14 protein-coding genes and 2 pseudogenes are annotated in these 18,823 nt (G+C 75.1%); 7 read left to right on the top strand and 9 right to left on the bottom strand.

What is annotated here, in order from left to right; all coding sequences use genetic code 11:
- Nucleotides 1–119: 119 nt before the first annotated feature.
- Both IF43_RS0125900 and IF43_RS0125895 read right to left on the bottom strand, forming a co-directional pair.
- Complete coding sequence (locus IF43_RS0125900) at nt 120–1,004, bottom strand: alpha/beta fold hydrolase (protein WP_030205195.1); 885 nt, start codon at nt 1,002–1,004, stop codon at nt 120–122.
- Nucleotides 1,005–1,235: 231 nt separating this feature from the next.
- Complete coding sequence (locus IF43_RS0125895; protein WP_051796143.1) at nt 1,236–2,342, bottom strand: hypothetical protein; 1,107 nt, start codon at nt 2,340–2,342, stop codon at nt 1,236–1,238.
- A gap of 263 nt (nt 2,343–2,605) precedes the next feature.
- Between IF43_RS0125895 and IF43_RS0125890 the strand changes: the two genes are divergently transcribed.
- Nucleotides 2,606–6,331 (top strand): DNA polymerase III subunit alpha, encoded by a 3,726-nt coding sequence (locus IF43_RS0125890; protein WP_030205191.1) that lies wholly within the window; start codon nt 2,606–2,608, stop codon nt 6,329–6,331.
- A 404-nt stretch (nt 6,332–6,735) separates the two neighbouring features.
- Nucleotides 6,736–7,740, top strand: coding sequence for a hypothetical protein (locus IF43_RS0125885; RefSeq protein WP_158939493.1), 1,005 nt, complete (start codon nt 6,736–6,738; stop codon nt 7,738–7,740).
- 19 nt (nt 7,741–7,759) lie between these two features.
- Here IF43_RS0125885 and IF43_RS41800 read toward each other — a convergent pair.
- A pseudogene (locus tag IF43_RS41800) lies at nt 7,760–7,858 on the bottom strand (DUF664 domain-containing protein); the annotation flags it as partial.
- 201 nt (nt 7,859–8,059) lie between these two features.
- Between IF43_RS41800 and IF43_RS0125875 the strand changes: the two are divergent.
- Nucleotides 8,060–8,923, top strand: coding sequence for a triacylglycerol lipase (locus tag IF43_RS0125875; protein WP_030205187.1), 864 nt, complete (start codon nt 8,060–8,062; stop codon nt 8,921–8,923).
- Between the two features lie 22 nt (nt 8,924–8,945).
- Here IF43_RS0125875 and IF43_RS0125870 read toward each other — a convergent pair whose 3' ends face one another.
- Nucleotides 8,946–10,037 carry a lytic polysaccharide monooxygenase gene (locus IF43_RS0125870; RefSeq protein WP_030205184.1) on the bottom strand — a complete coding sequence of 364 codons (1,092 nt, stop codon included), beginning with the start codon at nt 10,035–10,037 and terminating at the stop codon, nt 8,946–8,948.
- Nucleotides 10,038–10,341: 304 nt separating this feature from the next.
- Between IF43_RS0125870 and IF43_RS0125865 the strand changes: the two genes are divergently transcribed.
- Nucleotides 10,342–10,788: a GNAT family N-acetyltransferase gene (locus IF43_RS0125865; protein WP_030205179.1), complete on the top strand. Its 447-nt coding sequence runs from the start codon at nt 10,342–10,344 to the stop codon at nt 10,786–10,788.
- 43 nt (nt 10,789–10,831) lie between these two features.
- Here the strand turns inward: IF43_RS0125865 and IF43_RS0125860 are convergent, their stop codons facing one another.
- Nucleotides 10,832–11,305: a DUF402 domain-containing protein gene (locus tag IF43_RS0125860; protein WP_030205176.1), complete on the bottom strand. Its 474-nt coding sequence runs from the start codon at nt 11,303–11,305 to the stop codon at nt 10,832–10,834.
- Nucleotides 11,302–12,249 (bottom strand): GNAT family N-acetyltransferase, encoded by a 948-nt coding sequence (locus tag IF43_RS0125855; protein WP_030205173.1) that lies wholly within the window; start codon nt 12,247–12,249, stop codon nt 11,302–11,304. The genes IF43_RS0125860 and IF43_RS0125855 overlap by 4 nt, the downstream gene beginning before the upstream one ends.
- A gap of 187 nt (nt 12,250–12,436) precedes the next feature.
- On the opposite strand from IF43_RS0125855, the gene IF43_RS0125850 reads away from it, so the two are divergent.
- Nucleotides 12,437–12,814, top strand: coding sequence for a GntR family transcriptional regulator (locus IF43_RS0125850; protein ID WP_030205171.1), 378 nt, complete (start codon nt 12,437–12,439; stop codon nt 12,812–12,814).
- 158 nt (nt 12,815–12,972) lie between these two features.
- Here the strand turns inward: IF43_RS0125850 and IF43_RS0125845 are convergent, their stop codons facing one another.
- Complete coding sequence (locus tag IF43_RS0125845) at nt 12,973–14,076, bottom strand: DUF5925 domain-containing protein (protein WP_037890065.1); 1,104 nt, start codon at nt 14,074–14,076, stop codon at nt 12,973–12,975.
- Between the two features lie 197 nt (nt 14,077–14,273).
- On the opposite strand from IF43_RS0125845, the gene IF43_RS0125840 reads away from it, so the two are divergent.
- Nucleotides 14,274–15,083: an SGNH/GDSL hydrolase family protein gene (locus IF43_RS0125840; RefSeq protein ID WP_030205165.1), complete on the top strand. Its 810-nt coding sequence runs from the start codon at nt 14,274–14,276 to the stop codon at nt 15,081–15,083.
- Nucleotides 15,084–15,709: 626 nt separating this feature from the next.
- On the opposite strand, the pseudogene IF43_RS0125835 reads toward IF43_RS0125840, so the two are convergent.
- Nucleotides 15,710–16,528 (bottom strand): annotated as a pseudogene (locus IF43_RS0125835) (serine/threonine-protein kinase); the annotation flags it as partial.
- Between the two features lie 341 nt (nt 16,529–16,869).
- Here IF43_RS0125835 and IF43_RS0125830 point away from each other — a divergent pair.
- A complete protein-coding gene (locus IF43_RS0125830) occupies nt 16,870–17,136 on the top strand; it encodes a hypothetical protein (RefSeq protein ID WP_078910451.1) in 267 nt (88 codons plus the stop codon).
- Nucleotides 17,137–17,177: 41 nt separating this feature from the next.
- On the opposite strand, the gene IF43_RS0125825 is transcribed toward IF43_RS0125830, so the two are convergent.
- Nucleotides 17,178–18,374 carry a CaiB/BaiF CoA-transferase family protein gene (locus IF43_RS0125825; protein WP_030205154.1) on the bottom strand — a complete coding sequence of 399 codons (1,197 nt, stop codon included), beginning with the start codon at nt 18,372–18,374 and terminating at the stop codon, nt 17,178–17,180.
- Between the last annotated feature and the right edge of the window lie 449 nt (nt 18,375–18,823).

The following is an 18,823-nucleotide window of genomic DNA, read 5'->3' as shown; positions in this document are numbered from 1 at the left end:
GCGCTGCCGCCCGGCACGGCGCGCCGTCAGCCGAACGGCGCGCCGGCCGGCCTGGGCTGCCCGCCCGCCTCGGGTGGGGCCGCAGCCCCCACCTCACCACCCGAGGCTGAGCCCCCGGATCAGCCCTCCGCCCCCGGAAGGTCCCGCAGCAGCCAGGTCAGGATCTGCGGCAGCGCGCGGAAGGCGGCGAAGTGGGCCGCGGCCGGCTCGATGGTGGCCGTGGCGCCCGGGATCCGGCGGGCCAGCCAGCGCGAGTGGCCGACGGGGGAGAACACGTCCTGCTCGCCGTGCCAGAGCAGCACCGGGCAGCGGATGTCGGCCGGGTCGAAGCCCCAGGGGCTGCACAGCGCGATGACGTCGTCGATCCAGCCGTACGCGGAAGTCCGCAGCCCTTCCCGGTAGTTGGCCTCCAGCATTCGGCGCAGTCCGGCATCGGAGACGATCATCCGGTCGTGGTCGGTGAGTTCGGGGCGCAGTTCGTCGAGCAGCCGCTTGGGGTCCTTGCGGATGCCGTCGGCGCGGGGGATGAGCCGGGCGGCCAGCTCCTCGGGGTCGACGGCCGCGGTGGAGTACTCGCGCACGTTGTGCGCGGTCATGCCGTCGAACCAGTCCAGCCCGTCGGCGTCCCAGGGCGCGAGCCCGACCAGGGCCGCGGTCCGGGTGACCCGCTCGGGCAGCAGCGCTGCGCAGGCCAGCGCGTGCGGGGAGCCGCCCGAGCGGCCCGCGACGGCGAACTTCTCGATCCCGAGGGCGTCGGCGATCGCGACCACGTCCTGGGCGACGTCGGCGACCGTGCGGCCCGGGTGGCGGTCGGAGCCGCCGTAGCCGGGGCGGTCGTACGCGATGAGCTGCGTCCGGCGCTGGTAGAGGACCATGCCCCGGGGGGCCGGGCCCAGCCGGCTGCCGGGCATGCCGTGGAGCAGGAACACCGGCCTGCCGCGGGGGTCCCCCAGCCGCTCGACCAACAGCTGCCGCCCGTCCGCTGCGCGCACCCGATTGCGCACGCCCCGCCTCCCTCGTGGTCGACGTGCCCTGTCCGTGCCGGCCCGTTGTCTGTGCGTGCCACGGACATTGTCCCGGCCGAAGAGGGCGCACAACAGGGCGCACTCGCCCTGCTGCCGGGGGAGCCCGCAGCCGGTGAAGGCCCGCCGTCGCGGAAGCCGGCCGCGCGCCCCCTTCAGCGCTCGGGCCAGTGCCACAGGGGGTTCGTCCGCCACACACCCGCCCCGCCGACCTCACGCACCCGCCCCGGCCGGGGCCGCAGGGTCGGGGGTGGTGCCCACGGCCGGGCCGCCCCGGCCGCGGCGCACGACGGCCGCGGCCACGGTGACCGCCGAGCCCAGCACGGCCCAGCCGGCCAGCACCCACATGGACATCGCCATGTCGTTGCCCTTGAAGTACGCGATCGAGCGGGCCGCGTACGTGCCCGCGCCGGGTGGGAAGTACGGGCCGATCGCCCGCCAGAACGGCGGCAGCAGCGGCCACGGGTAGGCACCGCCGGCGCTCGGGTTGCCCAGCACGACCACCACCAGGATCGCCAGGCCGATGCCGATGACGCCGGCCACCCCCTGGAAGGCCAGGGTGATGGCGCCGACCGCGAACACCAGCAGCGTGCCCAGCCCCCACAGTGCCGGGACGCTGCCGGGCAGGGCGTCCAGGACCGGGCCGGCGATCACCGCGCCGAGCAGGCCGGCGACGATCGAGTACAGCAGCAGCGCACCGAGCCGGATCACGGCGCGGGCCCCGTTCGCGGGGCGGGCCCCGGCGCTGATGGCCAGGATCGCCGCGCACAGGTAGCCGCCCACGCACCAGCCGATCACCAGGTAGAACGCGGACAGCCCGCGCGCGTCGCCCTCGTCGACGGGGACCACGTCGGCGACCACGACCGTGCGCTGCCGGGCGGCCTCGGCCCGCAGGACCACCTCGGTCAGGGCCTGGGAGAGCGAGGAGCCGTTGCCGCCGGCCACGAGCAGGCGGTCCCGGGTGCCGCGCGGGTCGATGAGCAGGGCGCCGTCGACGTCCCGGTTCCCGATCTGCTCCAGGGCCGCGGCCTCGTCCTCGACCGCGCGGGGCGCGAGCGGGTCGCCGGGCAGGGCGGACAGCTGCTCGACCGCCTGGTCGGTGATCGGCGGGGCCGGGGTGACCACGGCGAGTCTGATCTCGTGCGGCGCGGGCTGGTGGAAGGCGCCGATGTACGAGGCGATGAAGGCGAGCTGGAGCGCCAGTACCCCGATGACCAGCAGCGCGGCCCGGACGCTGACGGCGTCCTTGACCTCGGCGAGGAACCCCTGGGGACCCGGGGGAGCGGCTTCCGGCGGCGGTTCGGCGGTGCGCTGAGTCATGCCCCCACGCTCGGTGGGGCAGGGGAGGAAGGACAGCAGGGGAGGGCCGAACGGATGACGGACCGCCCGGACGACGATGCTCGAACATGTGTGTCGTACTCATGTTCGAAACTGGTCTATGGTGGAAGAAGGGGGGAGGCGGTCATCGGGCCATCAGGCACATCCGGCCATCAGGTCCACACAGGCCACCAGGTCGCCGGGTCGCCAGGCGGCCACCAGGCCACCAGGCCAACAGGGTCATCAGAGGGAAGCAGGAGGCGCGGGTGCCCGGTTTTACGCATCTGCACACCGTTTCCGGGTTCTCCGCACGCTACGGAGCCTCGCACCCGGAGCGGCTGGCGGAGCGTGCCGCCGAACGGGGCATGGACGCCCTGGCCCTCACCGATCGCGACACCCTCGCGGGCGCGGTCCGGTTCGCCAAGGCCTGCGCCGGGGCCGGGATCCGGCCGCTGTTCGGGACCGAACTGGCGGTGGACCCGCTGCCGGCCGCCGCCGCGCCCGCCGAGGGCGGGCCGGCCCGTGCCAGCCAGCGCCGCCGCACGCCCGTCAAAGGCGGCGCCTTCATCGACGAGTCCGCCCCCCGCGCCGTCTTCCTCGCCCGCGACGGCGCCGCCGGCTGGGCCGACCTGTGCCGGCTGGTCACCGCCGCCCACGCCGCGGCCGGCCCCGCCGCCGCGGGCCGCGCGGGCGGCGCCGAACCGCCCCGGCTGCCCTGGTCCGCGAACCACGGCGACGGCCTCCTCGTCCTGCTCGGCCCCGGCTCCGAGGTCGGCCGGGCCCTGGCCGCCGGGCGCCCCGACCGGGCCGCCCGGCTGCTCGCCCCCTGGCGTGAGGCGTACGGCGACGCCCTGCGCCTGGAGGCCGTCCACCACGGCCGCCCCGGCACCGGCCCCGGCTCGCTGCGGCTGGCCGCCCGTACCGTCGGCTTCGCCGCGGAACAAGGGGTGCGGGCCGTCCTGACCAACGCCGTCCGGTACGCCGACCCCGGCCAGGGCCCGGTCGCCGACGTCCTGGACGCGGCCCGCCGGCTCGTCCCCATCGACCCCCACCGCGGCCTCGACGGCGGCGAACGCTGGCTCAAGGGCCCCGCGGACATGGCCGTCCTCGCCGACCGGGTCGCCGAGGCCGCCGGCCTGCGCGGCGCCGACGCCCGCCGGCTGCTCGCCGAGACCCGGCGGACCGCCGAGGCCTGCGCCGTCGACCCCGAGGACGACCTCGGCATCGGCTCCGTCCACTTCCCCGAACCCCACCTGGTCGGCGCCGACCGCCGTACCGCCCAGCGCGTCCTGGCCTCCCGGTGCGCCGCCGGCATGGTGCTGCGCGGCTACGCCGACCGGCGCGCGTACTGGGACCGGATGCACCACGAGCTCGACATCATCGCCCACCACGGCTACGCCTCCTATTTCCTGACGGTCGCTCAAGTCGTGACGGACGTACGGGACATGGGCATCCGGGTGGCCGCCCGCGGCTCCGGCGCCGGCTCCCTCGTCAACCACCTCCTCGGCATCGCGCACGCCGACCCGGTCGAGCAGCACCTGCTGATGGAACGCTTCCTGTCCAAGCGCCGCCCGGTGCTGCCCGACATCGACATCGACGTGGAGTCCGCCCGCCGCCTGGAGGTCTACCGGGCGATCATCGACCGGTTCGGTGCCGAGCGGGTCGCCACCGTCGCCATGCCCGAGACCTACCGGGTCCGGCACGCCATCCGCGACGTGGGCGCAGCCCTGTCCATGGACCCCGCCGAGACCGACCGGCTGGCCAAGGCCTTCCCGCACATCCGCGCCCGCGACGCCCGCGCGGCCCTGCAGGAACTCCCCGAACTGCGCGACGTCAAGGGCGAGCCGCACGGACGGCTGTGGGAACTGGTCGAGGCCCTCGACGCGCTGCCGCGCGGCGTCGCCATGCACCCGTGCGGGGTGCTGCTCTCCGACGCCACCCTGCTGGCGCGCACCCCCGTGGTGCCGACCAGCGGCGAGGGCTTCCCGATGTCCCAGTTCGACAAGGACGACGTCGAGGACCTCGGCCTGCTCAAACTCGACGTGCTGGGCGTGCGGATGCAGTCCGCGATGGCGCACGCCGTCGCCGAGGTCCGGCGCGCCACGGGCCGGGACCTCGACCTCGACGACCCCGCCCAGGTGCCGCCCGGCGACGAGGCCACCTACCGGCTGATCCGCTCCGCCGAGACCCTCGGCTGCTTCCAGATCGAGTCGCCGGGCCAGCGTGACCTGGTCGGCCGGCTCCAGCCCGCCACCTTCCACGACCTGGTCGTCGACATCTCGCTGTTCCGGCCGGGCCCGGTCGCCGCCGACATGGTCCGGCCCTTCATCGAGGCCCGGCACGGGCGCGCCCCCGTCCGCTACCCGCACCCGGACCTGGAGGGGCCGCTGAAGGAGACGTGCGGGGTCGTGGTCTTCCACGAGCAGATCATCGAGATCGTGGACATCATGACCGGCTGCGGCCGCGACGAGGCCGACCGGGTCCGCCGGGGCCTGTCCGACCCCGAGTCCCAGGGCCGCATCAAGGCCTGGTTCGCGCAGCACGCCGGGGAGCGGGGGTATCCGCCCGAGGTGGTCGCGCGGACCTGGGAGATCGTCGAGGCCTTCGGCTCGTACGGCTTCTGCAAGGCGCACGCGGTGGCGTTCGCGGTTCCGACGTACCAGTCCGCCTGGCTCAAGGCCCACCACCCGGCCGCCTTCTACGCCGGGCTGCTCACCCACGACCCGGGCATGTACCCCAAGCGGCTGCTGCTCGCGGACGCCCGGCGGCGCGGGGTGCCCGTACTGCCGCTGGACGTGAACCGCTCCGCGGTCGCCCACCGCATCGAACTGGTGTCCGACGAGCCGGAGCGGTGGGGCCTGCGGCTCGCGCTCTCCGACGTCCACGGCATCAGCGGGGCGGAGGCCGAGCGCATCGAGGCCGGGCAGCCGTACGCCTCCCTGCTCGACTTCTGGGACCGCGCCCACCCGGGTCGCCCGGTGGCCGAACGGCTCGCGCAGGTCGGCGCGTTGGACTCCTTCGGGGCCAACCGGAGGGACCTGTTGCTGCACCTGTCCGAACTCCACCGCTCGCAGCGGGCGGTCGGTGTGCGCGGCGGCCAACTGCCGCTCGGGGGTGGGCGGGAGACCGCGCCGGTCGGACTGCCCGACCTCAACGAGGCCGAGCGGCTCAGCGCCGAGCTCGGCGTCCTGGGCATGGACGCCACCCGGCACCTGATGACCGACCACCACGCCTTCCTCGCCGAGCTGGGCGCCGTGCCGGCCCGCCGGCTGCGGGAGGCCGAACACGGGCAGACCGTGCTGGTCGCGGGTGCCAAGGCGGCCACCCAGACCCCGCCGATCCGGTCCGGGCGGCGGGTCATCTTCACCACCCTCGACGACGGGACCGGCCTGGTCGACCTGGCCTTCTTCGACGACAGCCACGAGCGGTGCGCGCACACCGTCTTCCACTCCTGGCTGCTGCTGGTGCGCGGTGTGGTGCAGCGGCGGGGGCCGCAGAGCCTGAGCGTGGTCGGCTCGGCCGCGTGGAACCTCGCGGAGCTGGCGGAGCTGCGGAGTGCGGGTGGGCTGGACGCGGTGGCCGTGCGGTTGGCCGAGGGCGCGGCGAGCGCCACCGCCACCGGCTCGGGGTCCTCCGACCCCGCGGGCTCGGGGGCCGCCTCCGGTGCCGGTTCCTCTTCCGGTCCCTCCGGTGCGGGCGCCGCCGGGGACTCCGGCGATGCCTCCGACGGGCGCGGCGACGGGCGCGGCGACGGGCGCGGCGACGGGGCGGACGGTGGCTCCGGCGGGGCCGGTGGCGGGGCCGGGGCGGACGGTGCCGGCGACGGGTCCCGCGGGGACGGTGCTCCCGGTGGCTCGGGTGCCGGCGGGCGGCGGATCCACCTGCCCACCGGGTACGAGCTGAACCCGTGGGCGGACCTGCAGCCGCCCGGCTCCGGTCCGGCCACCGGGCGCAAGCTGTGGCACTCCAGTCCGGGGAGCGCGGGACGATGACGTACCAGGTGCGGGCCGCGGCCGGGGTGCCGCTGCGCGGAGCCGGTTCCCCACCCTGCCCCTTCCCGAAACCGGGGGTGGCGACCCCGGCCGCCGCCGGTGCGGGGCGCTCCGCGCCCGCCCCCTCCCGGGGCTCCGCCCCGGACCCCGGTCCTCAAACGCCGGACGGGCTGAACGCGCCCGCCGCCGGTCTGCAAGCGTGCCCGGACGTCCCGGAACCGCACGAGCGCGGGCCGGAAGTGCACCCGGGCGGGGGGACCATCCAGCCCCGCCGGCGTTTGAGGCGCGGGGGTCCGGGGGCGGAGCCCCTGGGAGGGGGCCGGGGCGGAGCCCCGGGGAACGGGGGAAGGGCGGGGTGGGGAAGGGGCACCCCCAGCACCACCCTCCGCACCACCCCCACCGTGCTGTGCTTCGCCTTCCGGCGCCCGGACGGAGCCCCGCTCGACGCAGGGACGTACACCGGCCTGCTCACGCTGCTCGGCGACCTCACCCCGACGGTGCAGGCGCTGCCCCCCGAGACCGCGCTCGCCGACGTGCGCGGCGCACTGCGCTACTTCACCCGCGACGCCGTCCAGCTGGCGGCCGTCGTACGGGTGCGCGCCCTCGCCCTGTACGGCGTGGACTGCGCCATCGGTGCGGCCCCCAACCCCATGCTGGCCCGCATGGCCGCCCGCGAGGCCCGGCCGGGCCGGACCCTGGTGGTCCCGGACGACCCCGCCGCCGTACGGGCGTTCCTCGCGGCCAAGCCGGCCGGCGCCCTCGACGGCGTCGGCACCGCCACGGCCCGGACCCTGGGCGCGTACGGACTCGGCACGGTCGGCCGGATCGCCGCCGTCCCGCCCGCCGCCCTCCAGCGCATCGTCGGCGTCCGGGCCGGCCGCGAGCTGTACGAGCGGGCCCACGGGATCGACCGCACCCCGGTCGTCCCGGGTGCCGCCGCCCGCTCGCTGGCCGCCGAACGCCCCTTCGGCCGCGACGAGATCGACCCGGACCGGCACCGCCGCGCCCTGCTCTCCCTCACCGAGGAGCTGGGCGCCCGGCTGCGCGCCCAGGGTCTGGCCTGCCGTTCCCTGGCGCTCACCGTGCGCTGCGCCGACCGCACCACCCTCACCCGGACCCGCGTCCTGGCCGAGCCCACGGCCCACTCCGCCGCGCTCACCCGGACCGCGTACGCCGTATACGAGGGGCTGGGCCTCCAGCGGGCCCGGGTGCGCGCGGTCGCGCTGCGCGCGGAGGGGCTGCTGCCCGCCGAACGGGCGGCCCGCCAGCTGAGTTTCGACCCCGACGACGAGAAGACCCGGCGCATCGAGGCGGTCGCCGACCGGGTACGGGCGAAGTTCGGGCCCACGGCCGTCCTTCCCGGCTCCCTGGCACGGAGCCCGGGGCCGGCCGGGCGTACGGCCGCCTAGCGGACGGGACCGCCGCGCGTCACTGCCCCACCCGTCCGTCGATGCACTCGCGCAGCAGGTCGGCGTGCCCGCAGTGCCGGGCGCACGCGTCGACCCGGTGCGCCGGCAGCTCGGCCAGGACCCGCCCGAGGTGGCCCAAACCGTGACGTAACCCGGCCTTTATCGTTGCCTCTTGACGAGCCGCCAGGTTTTTACCGACGCGTAACTTCCCAGTTTTGCTACTCGCCCGTAATTTGGCGGGAAGCAGCTCACCCTTGTGATCCGGATCACGGGCGAATCCCCACATCGCATTCCCCCTTGACCGCAAGGAGAGCACTCGATGCTGCCCTGGAAAAGCTGGAAAAGACTGCTCGGATCCCTCGCCGCCCTGATGCTCGCCGGCGCGGCCCTCACCGCCGTCCCCGCCCAGGCCGCCACCGCCCCCAGCAGCGGCTGGAACAACTGGGACTGCAAGCCCTCCGCCGCCCACCCCCGCCCCGTCGTGCTCGTCCACGGGACCTTCGGCAACTCGGTCGACAACTGGCTCGGCTTCGCGCCGTACCTCGTGCACCGCGGCTACTGCGTCTACTCGCTCGACTACGGCCAGCTGCCCGGCGTGCCGTTCTTCAACGGCCTCGGCCCCATCGACCGGTCCGCCGGCCAGCTCGCCGCGTTCGTCGACCGGGTGCTCGCCTCGACCGGCGCCCCCGAGGCCGACCTCGTCGGCCACTCCCAGGGCGGCATGATGCCGCGCTGGTACCTCAAGTACCTGGGCGGGGCCGGCAAGGTCAACGCCCTCGTCGGGCTCGCCCCCGACAACCACGGGACGACCCTGCTGGGGCTCACCAAGCTCCTGCCGTACTTCCCCGGCGCCGAGGACCTCATCAGCGCCGCGACGCCGGGCCTGGCCGACCAGATCGCCGGATCCGCGTTCGAGAAGAAGCTCAACGAGGGCGGCGACACCGTCCCGGGCGTGAAGTACACGGTCATCGCCACCCGCTACGACGAGGTGGTCACCCCGTACCAGAGCCAGTTCCTGAACGGGCCGGACGTGCGCAACGTCCTGCTCCAGGACCTGTGCCCGCTGGACCTCTCCGAGCACGTCGCGATCGGTCTGACCGACCGGATCGCCTGGCACGAGGCCCTGAACGCACTCGACCCGGCGCACGCGGAACGCACCACGTGCGCCTCGGTCTTCGAGTGACGGAACCCGGGCCCGGGCCGACCTAGCCCGCGTGGCGGCCGCCGCCGGAGACGCTCCGGCGGCGGACCGTCGCGAACAGCAGGGCCGCGCCCACGGCCAGCGCCCCGGCCCCGCCGACCGCCAGGAGCGGGGTGCGGGAGCTCGCGCCGGTCTCGGCCAGGTCGGTGGCGGAACCGGCCGGGCGCAGGCCGCCGGCCAGGGTCCCGGTCTCGGCCTTGGCCTCCGTCTCGGAGCCGGCGCCGGTGCCGGTGCCCGTGCCGGCGGTCCCCGCCGTGCCGTGGCCGGCGTGGCCCGCGTGGCCGCTGTGGTTGACCGTCGACCTGGCCGCGCCGTCGCGGATCTGCCGGTCGGACGGGGCGCTGGCCACCGGCCCGGGGGCGGTGCCGCCGGTACCGCCGCTGGTGCTGGCCGTACCGCCGGACGTGCTGCCCGTACCGCCGGACGTGCTGCCCGTACCGCCCGTCCCGCTGCCGCCACCCTGCGTCGTCCTCCTGAAGACCACGTCCGAGCAGGTGTAGAAGGCCTCCGGGCTGTCCGAGCGCTGCCAGATGCTGTAGATCAGGTGCCGTCCGGAGCGCTGGGGGACCTTGCCGGTGAACACGTAGGAGCCGCCGGACAGCGCCGGGTCGGTGACCTTCGCGAACGGCTTCGACTCCAGGTCCGACCACTTCAGCGGCTTGCGCGGGTCGTACCCGGCCTTGGTGATGTAGAGCGCGAAGGAGCCGCGGTGCGGGGCGGTCGCCCTGTAGCGGAAGGTGTGCTTGCCCGCCGCCATCCGGCTGGCCGGCCAGTCGGCGCGGGCCAGGTCCAGGCCCCGGTACTTGGGCCTGCCGGCCGAGCAGAGCTTCCCGTCCGGTATGAGGGCCTTGTGGTGGCCGGCCGCGTTGGCGATGTTGACCTCGTTCCAGTCGTAGAACGCCTGAGTGCCGCTCGCCTTCACGGCCGCCTTGCAGGCGGCCGACTTCGGGGCCTCCGGACCCTCCGCGTAGCAGGCCGCGACGCGGCTGACGGGGTCGGTCATCGACCCGTGGGCGGCGGCGGGCGCGGCCACCGCGAGCGGTGCTGCGCAGGCGAGGGCGGCGGTGACGATGGCCGTGCTGCGGCGAACGGTCACGAGGCTGGTCTCCTTGGTGCGGCGCGGGTCGTCGACGGGCCCGGAAGGGGAAACCGCGTCGTACGGCGCCGCCCCCCGACGGCGCCGCGACACGTCCCGTCGCCCTTCGAAACTAGCCCGGAAAATCCCACGAACCGCCTGGTTAAGGACCCGGAGAGAGATCTTTAGGATGGACTTAAGCCGGTACTAAGGACCGCGTACGGATGCCCCGGAGGGACCCTTGACGAGCGATCAGCCGCAGCAGGACGGGACCGCGTCGCGGGGCGCGGGGAGCGGCCCGGCCGGAGACCCGGCCTGGGCGGGGGTGCGGGCGGCTACGGGTACGGACGTGGACGCCGTGCGGGAGGTCACCGATGCCGCGTACCACCACTACATCGCGCGCATCGGGATCCGGCCGGCACCCATGGACGCCGACCACGCGGCGGGCATCGCCGCCGGGCACGTGTACGTCGCCGGCACCCCCGTGTCCGGCGTCGTCGTCCTCGTGCCCGGCGGCGACCACCTCTTCCTCGACAGCATCGCCGTCCATCCCCGGGCCCGCGGAACGGGCCTGGGGCGGCTGCTGCTGGGCTTCGCCGACGCGCACGCGCGCCGGCTCGGCCTGCCCGAGATCCGCCTCTACACCAACGCGCTGATGTGGGAGAACCAGGAGCTCTACCCGCGCTACGGCTACGAGTTCACCGAGCGCCGGGTCGACGGGGTCTACGACCGCTTCCATTACCGCAAGCGACTCGCCCCGCACGCACTATGACTTCGGATCAGATCCGGAGGGTTGCCAGGAAACGACCGTGCGGTCAGGCCAGGATCTCCCCGAACCTCCCCAGTCTCGCGAGGAGTTCGAGCTCGTCGAGGGCCGCCTCGGCGGCCCGGGCCGCCTCCGGGTCGCGGCCCGCCAACCCGCTCTCGGCGAACTCGTCCTCGTCCAGGCGCAGTACGGCCGAGGCGTCGGCCGACACCCACAGGTCCAGGTCGAGGTCCTCCGAGACGATCTCCCCGTCCCCGACCACCGCGGGCCGGGTCACGTCGCAGTACCAGCCCTTGAGGACGCCCCCGCCGGTGCGCACCTCCTTCACCGCGTACCAGCGGTCCCGCCAGAAGTGCTCGGTGAACACGTCCCCGGGCTCGAACCGCACGAAGCCGAAGTCCCGCACCGTGTCGAGCGCCCACGGGGCGCGGACCGTCACCCGCTGCCCGTCGTCGGCGAGCAGTTCGGCGGGGTAGCGGACCTTGACCCGGCCGGCCTTCACCAGTGCCACGGCCATGTTCATCGGGGGACCTCCGGAGTCGTCAGCGTCTTCACGTACCGCACCTCGGTGGCGCAGATCTCGTACCCGAACCACTTGTTGACCGCCAGCATCGGGCCGTTCTGCGCGTCGTTGCCCGTGAACGCCTCCCGGTAGCCGGCCGCGCGGGCCCGGTGCAGCGAGGCGTTCTTCACGAGCTTGGCGAGCCCGCGGCCGCGGTACGCGCGCCGGGTGCCCGTCATGGCCGAGCCGTAGCGGTCCGCGCCGTCGGTGCGGGCGGCGCTGAAAGCCGCCACCGCGCCGTCCACGAGCGCGACCACCGTCAGCTCGCGGTCGAGGGTGGGGTCGTGCCACACGGTGCGCAACCAGTCCTCGTAGTCGGACAGCTCCACGGGCACGTCCCCCGGCTCGTCGGCGGTGGCGTCCGCGTCGGCCTCGTACAGCGGCCGCGGGTCGTCGGCGAACGCCGCCGCCGACACCAGCTCGACGCCCGGCGGCAGCGGCGCCCGCTCCGGCAGCGGGCCCGCGGCCAGGTCCAGCCGCAGGAAGTGCGCCCGGCGGCGCGGCGCGTAGCCGCGACGGGCCGCGAACCCGGTGTACGCAGGCTCGTCGAGCACCCACGTGTACACGTGGCCGGCGCCGGCGCCGGCCAGGTGCTCCTCCCCGGCCCGGGTCAGCGCAGCGCCGGCGCCCCGGCCCCGGTGGGCGGGGTCCACGAAGGTGTTCAGCGAGGCCTGGCCGGGCTCGGGGCTGTCGTAGGCCAGACCCGCCTCGGCGATGCCGACGACCCGACCGGCCTCCTCGGCGACCAGGATCCGCTGCCGGGCGGCGGGGTTGGCGCCCGCCAGCTCGAAGGCCAGCCGGGCCGGGGTGCTCACCATGTAGGGCAGCGCTGCGTGCCGTACCCGGGAGGCGGCCGTCAGGTCGGTGTCGTCGCCGGGGCGCAGATCGCGGATGAGGATGCTCACGTCCGGCGACGTTACGTCCGCCTCCGGGCCCGGCGCCTCCCATTTTCCGGCGCGACCGCCGGGCCGCCATCCGGCGCGACCGCCGGGCCGCCATCCGGCGTGACCGCCGCCGTCGTCCGGTGCGACCACCCGGCCGGTTTCCGGCGCGGGCGCCCGGCCGGCCGGAGGGTGGGGGAGAATCGGGCCCGTGACCTCGAAGATCTTGAAGATCGCCGTCGACCCGGGCGCCGCGACCGCGCCGTACGAGCAGCTGCGCGCCCAGATCGCCGGCCAGGCCCGCAGCGGCAGGCTGCCCGCGGGCTTCAAGCTGCCGACCGTACGCGGCCTCGCGGAGGACCTCGGCCTGGCCCCCAACACGGTCGCCAAGGCCTACCGCGCGCTGGAGGCGGACGGGGTGATCGAGACCCGGGGCCGGGCCGGCACCTTCGTCGCCGCGGCCGGGGACGCGGCGCAGCGCGAGGGCGCCGTGGCGGCCCAGGCGTACGCCGAGCGGGCGCAGCGCCTCGGCCTCGACCGGGAGGCCGCGCTGGAGCTCGTACGGGAGGCCCTGCGGGCGCGGTACTGAGCGACGGCGCGGGCGGTGCCGGCCCGTGGCGGCGGCCCCGTGGCGGCGGCCCGCGGTGCCGGCCCGCGGCGGCGGCCCGTGGCGGCGGCCAGCGGTGCCGGCCCGCGGGTCCCCTCGGCGCCCCACCCCCCACGGGACGGCACCACTGAGGCCCGTGCCTAGAGGTACAGCCCCGCGTCCGCGCCCTCGTGCTGGGACGGCACCGAGGCCGGGCCCGTGCCCCGCCGCAGTGCATAGAGCTCCGCGATCGTGGCGCCCTCGCGCGGGACGCCCTCCTCGGTGCCCAGCCACTCCACCGCCTCACGGTGGGTCAGCTTGCCCACCTCGATGCGCGCCAGGCAGCGTCCGGGCCGCACCACGGCGGGGTGCAGCCGCTCCAGGTCCTCGTTGGTGGTGACCCCGACGAGGACGTTGCGGCCCTGTCCCAGCAGCCCGTCGGTGAGGTTCAGCAGCCGCGACAGCGCCTGCCCGGCGGTGTGCCGGGCCTCGCCGCGGATCAGCTCGTCGCAGTCCTCCAGGAGCAGCAGCCGCCAGCGGCCCTTCGCGTTGCCCTCGTCCTCACCGATGGCGATGTCCATGAGGTAGCCGACGTCGTTGAACAGCCGCTCCGGGTCCAGCACGCAGTCCACCTGGCACCAGTCGCGCCACGAGCGGGCCAGGGTGCGCAGCGCCGAGGTCTTGCCGGTGCCGGGCGGGCCGTGCAGCAGGAGCAGCCGGCCCGAGATGTCGTCGGGGGTGACCTTCATGAGCCGGTCCATGGCCCCGGCCACCGGCCCGGTGTAGTTCGGGCGGACCTCGGCCCAGGTGCCGGCCTCGATCTGACGGGTCGTGCGGTACGGGCCGCGGCGCGGCGAGACGTACCAGAAGCCCATCGTGACGTTCTCGGGCTGCGGCTCGGGCTCGTCCTGGGCGCCCTCGGTGGCCTCGCCCAGCACGCGGGTCGCCAGCTCCTCGGTGACCGCGGTGACGGTGACGTCGGCGCCGCGGTTCCAGCGCGAGACGAGCAGGGTCCAGCCCTCGCCCTCGGCGAGGGTGGCGCTGCGGTCGCTGTCGCGGGCCGCGCGGAGCACGGTGGCGGTCGCCGGCAGGAGCGTGGCGCCCTTCTTGACCCGTTCGATGGTCGTGCTGTGGGAGTAGGGCTGCTCGCCGTTGGCGAACCGGCCCAGGAACAGCGCGTCGACCACGTCGGACGGCGAGTCGCTGTCGTCCACGTGGAGCCGGATCGGCAGTGCCTGCCGCGGGTCGCCCGAGGTCTGTGACATGGCTGTCATGATCCGGCACCAACTGCTCCCGCGCACCCGGGTTTCGCCGGTTCGTCCACCGTACTTCCGTACGCAAACCACGGGCAGGTGAAGGTTTCCCGCCAATCCTTCCTGCAACATTCTTGGCATGGACACTTCCAGAGGGCCGCGTCCGGCGCTACGACGGAAGACGCAGAAGTCCTGCTAAGGGAGGGTCCATGAAACTGTCCCGACTCGCGGCGCTCGCGTCGTCGTTCGCGCTCGCCGCGGCCGCCGCGCTCCTCGGTGCCGCACCGGCATCCGCGGCCCAACAGGCCGCTTCCTTCGGCTACGTGGCGCTCGGCGACTCGTACTCGTCCGGCGTCGGCGCCGGCAGCTACGACAGTGCGAGCGGCAACTGCAAACGCAGCACGAAGGCCTATCCGGTCCTCTGGGCCGCCGCCCATTCACCCGGCAGCTTCAGTTTCACCGCGTGCTCGGGCGCTCGTACGGGTGACGTCCTCTCCGGCCAGATGGGTCCGCTGAACGCGGACACCGACCTCGTCAGCATCACGATCGGCGGCAACGACGCCGGCTTCTCCGACGTCATGACGACCTGTGTGCTGCAGTCCGAGTCCTCCTGCCTGAGCCGGATCAACCAGGCGAAGGCGTACGTCGACTCCACCCTGCCCGGCAAGCTCGACCAGGTGTACTCGGCGATCCGCGCCAAGGCGCCCGCCGCGCACGTGGTGGTGCTCGGGTACCCGCGCTTCTACAAGCTCGCCGGGACCTGCACGACCGGGCTGTCCGAGACCGAGCGCGGCGCCATCAACGGCGCGGCCGACTACCTGAACACCGCGACCGCCAAGCGCGCCGCCGACCACGGCTTCACCTTCGCCTCGGTCGTCGGGTCCTTCACCGGCCACGAGATCTGCTCCAGCAGCGCGTGGCTGCACAGCGTCAACTGGCTCAACATCGGCGAGTCGTACCACCCGACGGCCGCCGGGCAGTCGGGCGGCTACCTGCCGCCGTTCAACTCCGCGGCCTGACGGCCGTCCGCCGTCGAGCTCCTGCCGAACCGTGCGGCACGCGGCGACCGGGACCGCCAGATCCGGTGAGCCGTGGGGGAGGCCCCGTCCGACGGGGCCTCCCCGGCCTTCCTCTCCCCAGCCTTCCCTGGCCCGGCCTTCCCTGGCCCAGGCTTCCTCTGCCCGGCCTTCCCTGGCCCGGGCTTTCCCTCTCCGGCCTTCCTTCCCCCGGCCCTGCGTGCCCGGCCTGCCCCTCCTCGACGCCGAGCCGCGCCGGTCGGCGGCCGCGCGTCCGACACCGGCCGCGTCGTGTCGGAGCGTCAGCGGAGCAGCGCCCAGATCAGCGTCGTGAACGCGGCCAGCAGGGCGAGCACGCCGACCGCCAGCACCAGGCCCGCGCCGACGCCGGACGTCCCGGCCGCGGGACCGTCGTCCGCCGCGGCCGCCGGGCCCGCCGGGGCGGGGGCGCCCGGGCCGGGTGCCCGCACGGGACCGCCCACGGGTCCGCCCCGCCCGCCCACCGTCCCGGACCCGCCTGAGGCGCCCGAGGCGCCGGAAGAGCCTGCCCCGCCCGACCCGCCCGACCCGCCCGATCCGCCCGGCCCACCGCGGGGCCGGTCCGGGTCCGAGGCCGGTCCGCCGGTGGCGCGTACCGAACCGCCCGCGCCCACGATCCGCAGCATCCGGGCCGCCTCCGGGGCCGACAGGCGGGCCGCCGGGTCCTTGTGCAGCAGTCCCGCGATCACCGGGGCCAGCTCCCCGGCCCCGCGTGCGACGGGCGGCTCCTCGTCCAGAACGGCCCGCAGGGTGGCGTCCGGGGTGCTCCGCGCGAACGGCGACGCCCCCGACACGGCCGCGTGCAGCATCGTGCCCAGCGACCAGAGGTCCGACTCCGGCCCGGGGGCCCGGCCCAGCACCCGTTCCGGCGCGAGGAACTCCGGCTGCGCGCCGGCCGCCCCCGCCGCCATCGACAGCCCGAAGTCGCTCAACAGGACCCGGCCGTCGTTGGCGATGAGCACGTTGCCCGGCTTGACGTCCCGGTGCAGCACCCCGGCCTCGTGCGCCGAGCGCAGCGCCGCCAGCACCTGCTCCCCGATGTGCGCCGCCCGGTGCGCCGGCAGCGGACCCTCCGCCTCCAGGACCTCCGCCAGCGAGAGCCCCTTGACGAGCTCCATCACGATCCACGGGCGGCCGCCCTCGAGCGCCACGTCGTACACCCGCACGACCCCGCGGTGCGTGATCCGGCCCGCGGCCCGCGCCTCGCGCTCCAGCCGTACGTACATCCGCCGCGCCTCGGCCGGGTCCACGCCCTCGGGCGCGCGCACCTCCTTGACGGCCACGTCGCGGCCCAGCACCTCGTCCCGGGCCCGCCACACCAGGCCCAGCGCACCCTGCCCCAGCGGACCGGTCAGCCGGTACCGGCCGGCGAGCAGGCGCTCGGGCCCACCGCTCGGAACTCCGCCCACGCGAGCCCCCCATCCGCAGCCGGGTTCCGCACCCGGTGAGCCGCCCCCGGAGGTCCCTTCGACCGCAACCGGGCGATCACTCCAAGTTAGCCCAGTCCGGACGATTTGCCAGCCCGTCGTGAGCCAACTCCGGGCGCCGCCCCCGAGCAACTCGCCCCACGGGCCCCGGAATTCACTTTCGCGGCCGAGCGTGTTCGGAGCGTAACGGTCGAATTCGGTGAGTGACCGTCAATCCCGTCTAGTGCGTGGTCAATCACCCCTCCCGGGATACCGCACTGCCATACGGGGGCGATAGGGTTAACCTGCCCGGGCCGGGTGCCCTCGTACGGGTGGGGAGAGACATGGAACAGATAGCAATGCGCAGCAGGCCGCCCCGCGTGCCTGCCATCACCTGCGGTAGCAAGGCGACGAGTACGCGCCTCGACCGCCACCTCGCCGTGCTGGGTGGCCCCGCCATCCCGCAGCGCGAGGCCGCCGAGGCGACCCTGCTGATGCGCGAGCTGACGGCGCGCGACGTCAAGCACGGCCACCGGAGCCGGAGCGCGCGGGTCTCGCTCTTCGCGCCGCTGCGCCGACTCCGCCGCTCGCTCTTCGGCAGCCGCCACTGACGCAGCAGTCCCGTCCCGCACCCGTCCCCCGGCATCGATCCTCAGGCGACCACACCGTCCCCACGCAGTGCCGTGATCTGCGCGTCCGTCATCCCCAGGGCGCGCAGCAGGGCGTCGGTGTGCTCGCCGAGCGCGGGGACCGCGCCCATGCGCGGTTCCGCCCCGCCCGGCAGTCCGATCGGCGGCAGCAGGGCCCGCAGCGGCCCCACCGGTGACCCCACCTCACGCCAGCGGTCCCGGGCTGCGAGCTGGGGATGCGCCGCCAGCTCGGTGACCGTGTTCAGGCGCGCGCAGGCGATCCCGGCCGCCTCCAGCCGCCGTACGGCCTCGTCGGCGTCGAGCGCGCCCAGGGCCTTCGCGACCGCCGCGTCCGTCCGTTCCCGGTGCGCGGTCCGCGCGGCATTGGTCGCGTACGCCGCATCCTCGGCCAACTCCGGCCGCTCCAGAACGTGTTCGGCCAGCCGCCGCCACTCCCGGTCGTTCTGCACGGACAGCAGGACCCGGCCGCCGTCGGCCGTGGCGTAGGCGTCGTACGGGGCGATCACCGCGTGCGCCAGGCCCGTCCGCTCCGGCTCCCGTCCGCCGTGCATGGTGTGGTGTAGCGGGTGCCCCATCCACTCGGCGAGCGCGTCCAGCATCGAGACCTCCACGGGGCCGCCGAGCCCGGTGGTGGCGCGCCGCAGCAGGGCCGCGAGCACGCCCGAGAACGCGTACATCGCCGCCGCGATGTCGGCCGCCGGGACGCCGGCCTTGACCGGCTGCTCCGGGGTGCCGGTCACCGACACCAGCCCCGCCTCGCACTGCACCAGCATGTCGTAGGCCCGCTTGTGGGCGTACGGTCCCTCGGGTCCGTACCCGGAGATGTCGACGGCGACCAGACGGGGGTGGCGGGCGCAGAGCGCCGCCGCGTCGAGGCCGAGCCGGGCCGCCGCCCCCTGGGCCAGGTTCTGCACGAACACGTCCGCATCCGCGACGAGCCGCTCCAGCACCTCGAGGCCCCGCGGGTCCTTGAGGTCGAGGGCGATCGACTCCTTGCCGCGGTTGGCCCACACGAAGTGCGAGGCCAGTCCGTGCGCCGCGGTGTCGTAGCCGCGCGCGAAGTCGCCGCCGTCGGGCCGCTCGACCTTGATCACCCGGGCGCCGAGGTCGGCGAGCTGGCGCGTGGCGAACGGGGCCGATACGGCTTGTTCGACGGAGACGACGGTGATCCCGTCCAGGGGGAGGGGTGCGATGCTCATGTCCGGCAGACCTACCCGCTGCACCCCCGCCTTGTCACCCCCTGATCACCCCCCGATCGCCGATCGAGCACCGGTCGATCACCGGTCGAGCACCGAGCGGGCCTCGCTCGATACTTGGCCGCGTCACTCGGCGCCCGGTCGCGGCGCGTTGGTGCGTGGTCGCCGCGCCATTCGACACCGGTCGGGATGCGTTGGTTACGTCGTCGTGGGGGCCGTGGTGGCTGTAGTGGCTGTGGTGGCTGTAGTGGCTGTGGTGGTCGTGGTGGTCGTGGTGCCGGTAGTGCCGGTGGTGCCGGTGGTGCCCGTGGTGCCCGTAGCCACGGCCCGGCATCACGCGGGAGTGCCGCCGTGTGGTGTGTGGGGGAGGCGCTTGACAGGGGTGGCAGGCTGGCTCGGAGGCAGGCCCGGGCCGAGGGTGGCCGAAGGCCAGGGCGAAGCCCCAAAGCCCT

The sequence above is a fragment of the Streptomyces sp. NRRL S-87 genome (assembly GCF_000719335.1).
In the GTDB taxonomy this organism is placed as follows: Bacteria; Actinomycetota; Actinomycetes; order Streptomycetales; family Streptomycetaceae; genus Streptomyces.
The sequence above is the reverse complement of the archived record's forward strand: the minus strand, read 5'-3'. Positions and strand labels throughout refer to the sequence as shown.